The sequence below is a fragment of the Luteibacter sp. genome (genome assembly GCF_009912395.1).
Classification (GTDB): domain Bacteria; phylum Pseudomonadota; class Gammaproteobacteria; order Xanthomonadales; family Rhodanobacteraceae; genus Luteibacter.
This window is the reverse complement of the sequence record NZ_WNDO01000053.1, coordinates 1-9,050: the sequence shown is the minus strand read 5'-3', so window position 1 is coordinate 9,050 and position 9,050 is coordinate 1. Positions and strand designations below refer to the sequence as shown.

General features: G+C 60.5%; 6 protein-coding genes. 5 read left to right on the top strand and 1 reads right to left on the bottom strand.

Annotated elements, in window-relative coordinates; translation table 11 throughout:
- From GAK28_RS24785 to GAK28_RS24770, 4 genes are all read left to right on the top strand, one after another.
- Positions 1-204 (top strand): IS3 family transposase (locus GAK28_RS24785; RefSeq protein WP_291779886.1); only part of this gene is annotated, 204 nt, incomplete at its 5' end.
- Positions 205-784: 580 nt separating this feature from the next.
- On the top strand, positions 785-6,088 hold the full coding sequence (locus tag GAK28_RS24780) for a hypothetical protein (protein WP_291785609.1): 5,304 nt from the start codon (positions 785-787) through the stop codon (positions 6,086-6,088).
- 14 nt (positions 6,089-6,102) lie between these two features.
- Entirely contained in the window at positions 6,103-7,074 is a 972-nt protein-coding gene (locus GAK28_RS24775; protein WP_291785606.1) for an RHS repeat-associated core domain-containing protein, read from the top strand.
- Positions 7,071-7,385, top strand: coding sequence for a hypothetical protein (locus GAK28_RS24770; protein ID WP_291785604.1), 315 nt, complete (start codon positions 7,071-7,073; stop codon positions 7,383-7,385). The genes GAK28_RS24775 and GAK28_RS24770 overlap by 4 nt, the downstream gene beginning before the upstream one ends.
- A gap of 161 nt (positions 7,386-7,546) precedes the next feature.
- Here GAK28_RS24770 and GAK28_RS24765 read toward each other — a convergent pair whose 3' ends face one another.
- On the bottom strand, positions 7,547-8,287 hold the full coding sequence (locus GAK28_RS24765) for a helix-turn-helix transcriptional regulator (RefSeq protein ID WP_291785602.1): 741 nt from the start codon (positions 8,285-8,287) through the stop codon (positions 7,547-7,549).
- Between the two features lie 150 nt (positions 8,288-8,437).
- Here GAK28_RS24765 and GAK28_RS24760 point away from each other — a divergent pair, with 150 nt between their 5' ends.
- Positions 8,438-8,857: a DUF1579 family protein gene (locus GAK28_RS24760; protein WP_291785600.1), complete on the top strand. Its 420-nt coding sequence runs from the start codon at positions 8,438-8,440 to the stop codon at positions 8,855-8,857.
- Positions 8,858-9,050: the final 193 nt, after the last annotated feature.

Genomic DNA, 9,050 nt, shown 5'->3' with positions numbered 1-9,050 from the left:
GGCAACTGCTACGACAACGCAGCAATGGAGAGTTGGAACCACAGTCTGAAGGTCGAGGCCATCCATGGTGAACACCTCGCCACACGGGAGCAGGCCAAGGCTCATGTGTTTGACTACATTGAGGTTGACTACAATCGGATCCGGCTGCACTCGACCCTGGGCTACCTCAGCCCAGAGCAGTACGAGCTGGCCAATGTCGCTTAGATAGGTGTCCGTAAATCAGGGGCAAGATCACGAAGCGGTCCGTTGAGGACCACCGTTGTGAGGTTGTTTGATGCGGGGAGGGCTGGGGATGGCCCGCGCCGTCGATTCCCCTCGACATGACGGCGTAACGTCAACATAACGTCGCCGTCATAGGCGTCACAAGTCGTCCGGGAACGAAAAATGAAGATTCGTAATACTTTGGATCACGCAGGGGAAACTATGCGTGTTTTAGTCAACGTATGGCCGGAATTTACGGCTCAAGACCTATCGCAATGGCGATGCATCGCATTGTCCTGCGCTGATGGATTTTGGCTAAGAATTTTTCGCACGGTTCGCAATAAATAGCGATCTATGCGTGGCCATTCGTATCGCGTTTATGTGCTGACACTCGATATTGCACCCGAATTTTCGTTTCATTCGTAACCAAAATCGTGCTTTGTTGCGATTTGGCTTCACAAAAATTGAAGCTTCACACGATGACGATTTCCAGGTGAGGGCCTGATGGCCCTTTAAAGGGAGCGATGGCGCGTGGTGATTGCGTGGCCATCGGGTTCGTGTGAGCCATACCAGGGGACGAAGGATGTCGTACGTCGACGTGCGTGGCAGGGCAGCGCGGTGCGCGCTTGCCCTGGTGATGGCCTGTGTCAGTGGCGAGGTCTATGCCCAATCGGCGGCGGTGACTCCCGAAAGCGAGTACCAGAAACGCATCAAGGTATCGGAGGATATCCAGCCGGTTGGCGAGCATCCGTTTGGCGAGAGCATCAGCCTTTACAACGGTGCCCTCGCGTTCGAAGAGAACGACATCAAGCTGACGGGCCAGGGGCCGGACATCGAGCTGACCCGGTCTTTCCATCCTTCCGACACACCGTCTCAGTCGGTCTATTATGACTTTATCGACAATGCGTTCGTCGACTGGTCGTTAGAAACGCCGCGCATCGAGACCCTTTCGGCGGCGAGCGGCACCGCCAATGTCGATCCCCCGGCGACGGCGCGCTGGTTCTTCATCTCCGATGCGACACGCTGCAGTTCATCGGGAGGTGCCCCGGACGAATTCGTCAGCTTCAAGGGTACCGTGATCACCTACAAGGCCGATGACTGGTGGCATGGCTATCAGCTCATCGTTCCCGGTAGCGGAAGCCAGGACCTGTTGATCCGTGACGCCGGCAATGCCCAGGTACCCGCCATGACGGGCTCCGATGGCCATCCCGTGGCGTTTCCCCTGGTGACGAAAGCGCGCTGGGCCGTGGGCTGTACGCCGTCTACGTCCAATGGTCAGCCTGGCGAGGGATTTGTCGCCGTATCACCGGACGGCACGAAGTACTACATGGATGTGCTGCTCTACAAGAAGACCGACTATATGGCTACGGGCGGCGGCGGTGCACTTCACCGTCGCGTGGCGACGATGAACGTGTCGCGCGTGGTGGATCGCTTCGGCAACTCGCTGAGCTACGCCTACGACGGCAATGGAAACCTGACTGAGATCGACGGCAGCGACGGTCGAAAGGTCACTCTCACCTACGAAACCTGGCAAAATCCGGCCAAGGACCCGTTCGGCAACTACTACGACCCGGTGGCTTATCGCGTCCACAGCATCACCGTGCAACCCTCCAGCGCGGCACCGCGTACCTGGACCTATACCTACGATGCGAATCCCGTCATTCCTAGGCTGAATCGCGTCCAGTTGCCCGATGGCAGCGCCTGGACGTTCAACCTCGGCGGCTTCGCGCCGTTGCCAGCCGACGGGGCGCTTATCGTCAACCAGGGCTGCGCCTATCAGCTGCGGCCCCAGGATGCGGTGACCTCGACCGGTTCGATCACGCACCCCGCGGGCGTCACGGGTACGTTTACCTTGCAGACCACGATTCGCGGCCGCTCTTACGTACCCGCCGTATGTCTGCGAGTGAATGGAGCGGACGAGAACCGTTTTCAATCCGTGTACAAGCAGAATTCGCTGATCCAGCGCACGCTAAGCGGTGCTGGCATCGGCACGCAAAGCTGGACTTACAGCTATTCCGCACCCAACGACAGCTGGTCGACCTGCACCACGGGTTGCCCTACGACTGTAACGACGGAGATGGTCGACCCCTCCAATCGCACCACCCGCTATACCTTCAGCAATCGCTTCGATGCATCGGAAAGCTTGCTTCTGCAAAGCGATTACTTTGCGGCAGGCGATACGTCCGCCGTCGTACGGACTGAAGCATCGTCCTATGCGTTTCCGGCGGCCGATGGTTCGTCGCCGTGGCCCTGGCCGGCGATGCTGGGCCGCTCGCAGATACTGGCGGTCAACGCCGACCAGATGGGCAGGCTGACCCCGGTAACGACGCGGACGACCGTACAGGATGGCGACACCTATACCTGGACGGCCCAGTCGTTCGACGCCTTTGCCAATCCGGCGCAGGTGACCCGATCAAACAATGTCGCCGGCCAGACCGCGCTGGTCGAGTCCACCAGTTACCTCAACGATGCGGCGCTCTGGGTGCTTGGATTGCCCGTGCAGGTGACCAACGTTTCTACGGGTGAAACGGAGTCGGTTAACGGGTATACGGCGCAGGATCAGCTCCAGTCCCGTTCCCGTTTCGGCCAAACCCTCATGACCTATACCTATGACGGGGCGGGACAGCTGGCCAGTTATACCGACGGTAACGGGCACGCTACGTCTCTTACGGGATACCAACGGGGTCTGCCGACGACGGTGACCTATCCGGACCAGACGACTGAACATATTGGCGTCGATGACTTCGGCCAAGTTGCTTCGCTGACGGACCAGGCGGGTAATACGACGAGCTATGCGTATGACGCGGTAGGTCATCTCGCGCAGATATCCTACCCGGCCGGCGATTCGGTGGCGTGGGCGCCGCGAGTGTTTTCGTACGCCTTCGTGGTTTCCGCCGAACGCGGCATCGATGCCAATCACTGGCGCCGCACGGTAACGCAGGGTAGTCGGACGGAAACGACCTACTTCGACGCCCTGTTGAGGCCCATGCTGACGGGGCGCTATCGCAGCGGTGATGGAGCCTTGCAGAGCACGACAGTGACGACTCACGACTGGCATGGCAATGCCGTATTCCAGTCCTATGCCGTCGATGGCGCGCCGAACTACGGCGACGTCACCAGCGGCATCACGACGAACTACGATGCCTTATCGCGAGCGATACAGACCATCCAGCCTTCGGAAACCGGCGCCGCGCTGACGACCACCACCTCCTATCTGTCCGGCGCCCGCAAGCAGGTGAGCGATCCCAGGGGCAACACGACCACCACGTCCTACCAGGTCTTCGACGAGCCGACGCTGGATCATCCCGTACTGGTGCAGGCGCCTGAAGGTATCGTCCAGTCGATCGCCCGCGACGTGTATGGAAATCCGACACAGGTGGCCCAGGGCGGCATCACGAAGACCATGCTGTATGACACCTTCCACCGCCTATGCCGCTCTACCGAGCCGGAGACGGCAAGCACGGTCATGGCCTACGACGCGGCCAACAACGTCATCTGGAGCGCGAAGGGGCTTTCCCTCGGTGGAACGGGGTGTGCGGCGGACCAGGTGCCGGCCGCGGTGCAGATTTCGCGCAGCTACGATGCGCTGAACCGGGTTACCCAGGTCACGTATCCGGGAACCACGCCGGCCAGCAGCTTTACGTATACCCCGACCGGCAAGCTCCTGACCGAATCGACGGACGGAATCGTCTGGACCTTCGTATACAACAAGCGTGACCTGACGACGGGGCAGAGCCTCTCCGTGGACGGGCACATCTGGCCGGTAGGTTTTGGCTACGATGCCAACGGTGCATTGGGTGCGGTGAGCTATCCGGACGGCAAAGCCCTGGTGTTGTCACCCGATGCCCTGGGGCGCCCCACCCAGGCGGGAGCCTACGCCACCGGCGCCTCGTACTTCCCGGACGATCAGCTGCAGCATGCCACGCTGGGCAACGGTGTCGATTACCTGGGGCAGCGCAATGCGCGGAACCTGCTTTCCAACGTCTCGTACGCTCATGCAGGCGCGCTACAGCTGAGCGAAGACTTCATCTACGACAACAATGGCAACATCACTGCGGTCAATGACCTGACCAATGGTGCAACGCGCTCGAAGTCGTTCCAGTATGACGGGCTTGATCGGCTTCGCTCCGCATCGTCGGCCTTATGGGGGACGGAAACCTACGGGTACGACACGCTCAACAATATTGTGAGCGTGGCTACCGGAGGCGCGACGAACACCTACAACTACGATGCGAGTAATCTTTTGCGGAGCATTTCCGGCGGAAGCCTCGCACGCAGTTTCAACTACGATGCACGAGGCAACGTCGTCCAGAACGGCAGCGCGCAGTACACATTCGACCAGGCTGACCGGCTGGTCGCCGTCGTTGGTGCCGACACTTATCGTTACGATGCGGAAGGTCGCCGGGTGAAGGCCGTGACCTCGGCAGGAGCCACCACCTATTCGCTTTACAGCCACGATGGGCAGCTCCTGTGGCAGTTCGATCCATCGACTAACAGCGGTACAGATTACATCTACCTGGGCAAAAAGCTGGTGGCGCGCACAAACAACGTGCTCGTGCCCACCGCCGCTCCAGCGCTCAGCGCTCCCGCTTCGGCGCAGGCCAGCAGTGCCTATGCCGTGTCGTGGACATCCACCGCCGCCACGACGAGTTACGAACTCCAGGAGCAACCCGATGGGGGCGCCTGGGGCGATTTAGCGAATACGGCACAGCTTTCCCAATCAATCACGCACTCGGCAGCAGGAACGTTTCATTACCAGGTGCGTTCATGCAATGCCGGGGGATGTGGTCCCTGGAGCAGCATCGCCACGACCGTGGTGTCGCCGCCGCCCTCGGCACCGAACCCGCCTGCCGCCGTCACTGCGACGCTGGCCGGCGACCTGTCCTCCATCGGCGTCACCTGGTCTCCCTCGGCGACCGCCACGTCGTACGGGCTGCAGCAGTCTGTAAACGGCGGGGCGTGGAGCGACCTTTATTCAGGTAGCGGGACGTCGTCCAGTGTGTCCAACCCAGGCGACGGCACGTATGCCTATCAGGCGCATGCCTGCAATGCGAACGGATGCAGTGCCTGGGTGGCGGGTAATACCATCAGGGTTGCGCACATCCCCCCGGCACCTGCCTCCATCAGCGTACCAGGCAGCAGTACGGGAGTCGTCGGCATCAGCTGGTCCGCGACGGTGTATGCCACCAGCTACAGCCTCGAACAAAGCATCAATGGCGGCGGTTGGAGCGCCATCTACAACGGCGGCGCCACTTCGTTCAGTCTTCAGGCCGGGGCCACGGGGAGCTATAGCTACCGCGTGAAGGCCTGCAACGCCAACGGCTGCGGCGGTTACGCCACCAGCGGGGCCGTGGCCGTGACGCTGCCTCCTTCGGGTGCGCCGTCCATCAGTGCGCCAGGCAGCAGCAACAACGGCGCCTGGACCGTCAGTTGGACCGGCGTGGCCGGTGCCACCAGCTACCTGCTGAGCGAAAGCGTCAATGGCGGGGGCTGGACGATCGTGCAGTCGAATGCGTCGGGAAGCTGGAGCACGAGCGGCCGGGGCGATGGCAGCTATACGTATGTGGTTGCCGCCTGCAACGTGGCCGGCTGCGGGGCAAACAGCAGTGCGGTGACCGTCAGCGCGGCGAGCATCCCTCCGGTGCCGACCAATCCGCGATACACGAAGACCTATCCCAACCGCAAATTCGAGAATCTGATTTTCCTGTGGGATGCGTCGCCGGGGGCCACCCGATACGAGGTCCGCGGTCTGGACACGCCCGACACGTGGACGATTCTTCCGCCCACCACGTCGGTCAATGTTTTGCTTTCTCCGTTCGGTGAGACGCCGCCCTATCACTACGAGGTCCGGGCCTGTAACGCCGTCGGCTGCTCGGCATGGATATGAGAGGAGGTATACGCATGCACCCGCGCACATTCGCCAGCTTCCTTTTCCAGCTGTTCCTCATCGCCATGGCGTCGTGGTGCGGCCTCGCGTCCCCGCCAGCCATCGCCGAGACCGTTACCTACTACTACACGAATCCCCAAGGTACGGTGCTGGCGACAGCCGATGCGGCCGGGAACTTGCTGACAACGACGGATTATCGGCCCTATGGGGCCCAGGCGCTGGGAAGTCCGGCGCCTGGGCCGGGCTATACCGGGCATGTCAACGATCCCGATTCGGGCCTGGTCTACATGCAGGCCCGGTACTACGACCCTACGATGGGTCGATTCTTGGGGACTGATCCCAAGCCACCGACAGCGGGTTCGCCGTTGACGTTTGGCCGCTTCACCTATGCAAACGGCAATCCCATCGGGAACATTGATCCGGATGGTCGTGAGTCGGCATGTGTCATGAGCGCAAGTCATTGCGCGGGAGATCCGGCATCGGCTTTGGCTGCAACCCAAGGAGCCGGCCAGGTGGCCGTTGGCATTGGCAAGGCGATTGCCAATGGCATGGCTGAGCTTGATGCAAGTTTGCAGCGCGGTACTCAGGAGAGCTCGCCTCTAGAGCCGGCGAATGAGGCGCAAGCTGGTGGCGTGTTAATTGGTACGGTGGCTGTCGAGGCTGCAAAGGCCGTTGTCACTGAGGGGCGCTCTGCTGAAGCGGGCGCTGCGTCAACCGAAGGGCGGTTGACGTACCTCTACCAGAAGCTTGATGCTCAAGGCGGCCATCTAAAGTTCGGAATTACTTATAGTCCGACCAGTCGCTACACCGCCACTGCAATGAATGGTGGAAAACTAAATATCCTGGCTTCGGGTACGCGGCCAGAAATGCTAAAGCTCGAACGAGACTTGCACGAAACTCTTCCTATTGGGTCTGAAGAACGGCAAAATTTCTACATACAGAAGCAAGTTGACAAGGGCCTTAAACCACCTCCATATGAGCCATGAACAATCAATATCAACTCGTGTTGCAATGGCGAGGGGAGGCACAGCCTCCTTTTGATGACTTGATCGACTTAGAGGAAACACTCATCGCCGGTCTGAATGGGGTTGGTGATGTTGATGGCCATGACATGGGCCAAGACGAATCGAACATTTTTGTGGTCACCGATACGCCAGAACATTGTTTTCAGCGATGCCTGCTGCTCCTGCGTAGCGCTCACTACGAACAAGGTCTTGCAGCAGCTTACCGCGCGAATGATAGCGAAACCTACATCGCAATCTGGCCCGAAGGAACGATTAACTTTCATTTGACTTAATCAAGCGGCGGCGGGCTGCGGCGAATCGTCTCGTATGCGACGCCCCCAGATTTGAGTCGTGTGGCCGAAGAAGTAAACGCAACGGCAACATTGTGTCGGGTCTCCATCGGCGAAGTATACCGGGCATGATGGTGTTAACAGGTCCTAGGATGGGAGGCGACTTATTCGGTCTGCCCAGGCAGTCCTCGTTGCATCGCGAAGCGTCGCGGCGTGGTTCCGGTGACTTCGCGGAACGCATTGAGGAACGCTGTGACGCTTTCGTAACCGACGTTCCTGGCGACCTGCCGTAGTGGCGTGGATGCATGCAGCTCGACGATGGCTTTCATGATTCGCGCTCGTCGCCGCCACTCGATGACGGTAAGCGAGGTTTCATCCTTGAAGCGGCGAGCGAGCGTCCGCCTTGGCATATCGATGTCCGCCGACCATTGCTCGGGACCACGCGCGTCGCCCGGATTCCGAGCGATATCGCGCGCCATGGTGCGTAACCGTTCATCGCGCGGAATGGGCAGCGAGAGCGGTTCGATGCTTGCATGAGCCAACTCGTCGAGCACAACGGGCAGGAGATGGCGCGCGCGTATCGCGTCCGGTGGTAGCGAGCCCAGCCGCGCGATGGCGGTCAACAGCAGAGACTCCGACTGGAATACGTTCGCGCGTTGCGGGAGGCCTGCGCAGACCAAGGGATCGAGCAGGATGCTGATGCCGCTCACGGGGCCATGAGTGGTCGTGCCGTGCTCGATGTCCGGTGGAATCCAGCAGGGACGCCCGGGAGTCATCAGCCAGGTGCCGTGCTCCGTCTGGAAGGTACACAAGCCGTGGTCCAGCGAGAACAACTGTCCCTCGGGATGTCGGTGGACGACATGATGGGGCGTGGCAGCATGACTGAAGCGCTTGACGATATGCATGTCCGGAACTTTTTTTGGCCGGCAGCGGCAGCTATGCATCTTATGGCTGATCTATCGTGGCCGTATAGAGGTATTTAGGCATTTCATACATTTGACGGGCCTGTCGGAGTGGCCTATCAAGCAAGACCTTGCCACTCATGAGACCTCTGTATGCCTGTCGCCATCACATCGCCCCATGACCGCTTCGCCTCACTTGTGGGGGAGTGGAAGGGCAGCGGTTACGTCGAGCCCAATCCTTGGGGCCCGTCGGGGGTGACGACATGTACGTGGCATTTCCGCCTCGGCCACGGCGGTTGTTACCTCATTGGCGATTTCTCGGATCGTCGCGAGGGCGGCTTCCGGTTCGATGCGCATACCGTGCTGACGGTCGACCCGCTCACCAAGGACTTGCTGTGGTTCTGGTTCGACACCTATGGGTTTCCGCCCCTGGAGCCTTATCGGGGGCGCTGGCAGGGCGCCGTGCTGGATGTCGAGAAACGCACTCCGCGCGGAGCCGGGCGAGCTCGGCTTACGCTCGACGCCGAGGGTTTCGGCTTTGATCTTGCCCCCGTTTCACGGACACCCCTATAAGCGATTAACTATCGCAATAGGAGGTGGACGATGACCAAGAGCAAGGCAGGCAGAAAGGGGCAGGAGTTCAGCCTGGAGTTCAGGCAGCAGGCACTGTTGCGAGCGGCCACAGAAGGGGTAACCACGGTGGCTCGTGATCTGGGGTTGCAGCCTGCCCAGCTGTACAGTTGGCGCGCCCAGGCGCGGCGGCACG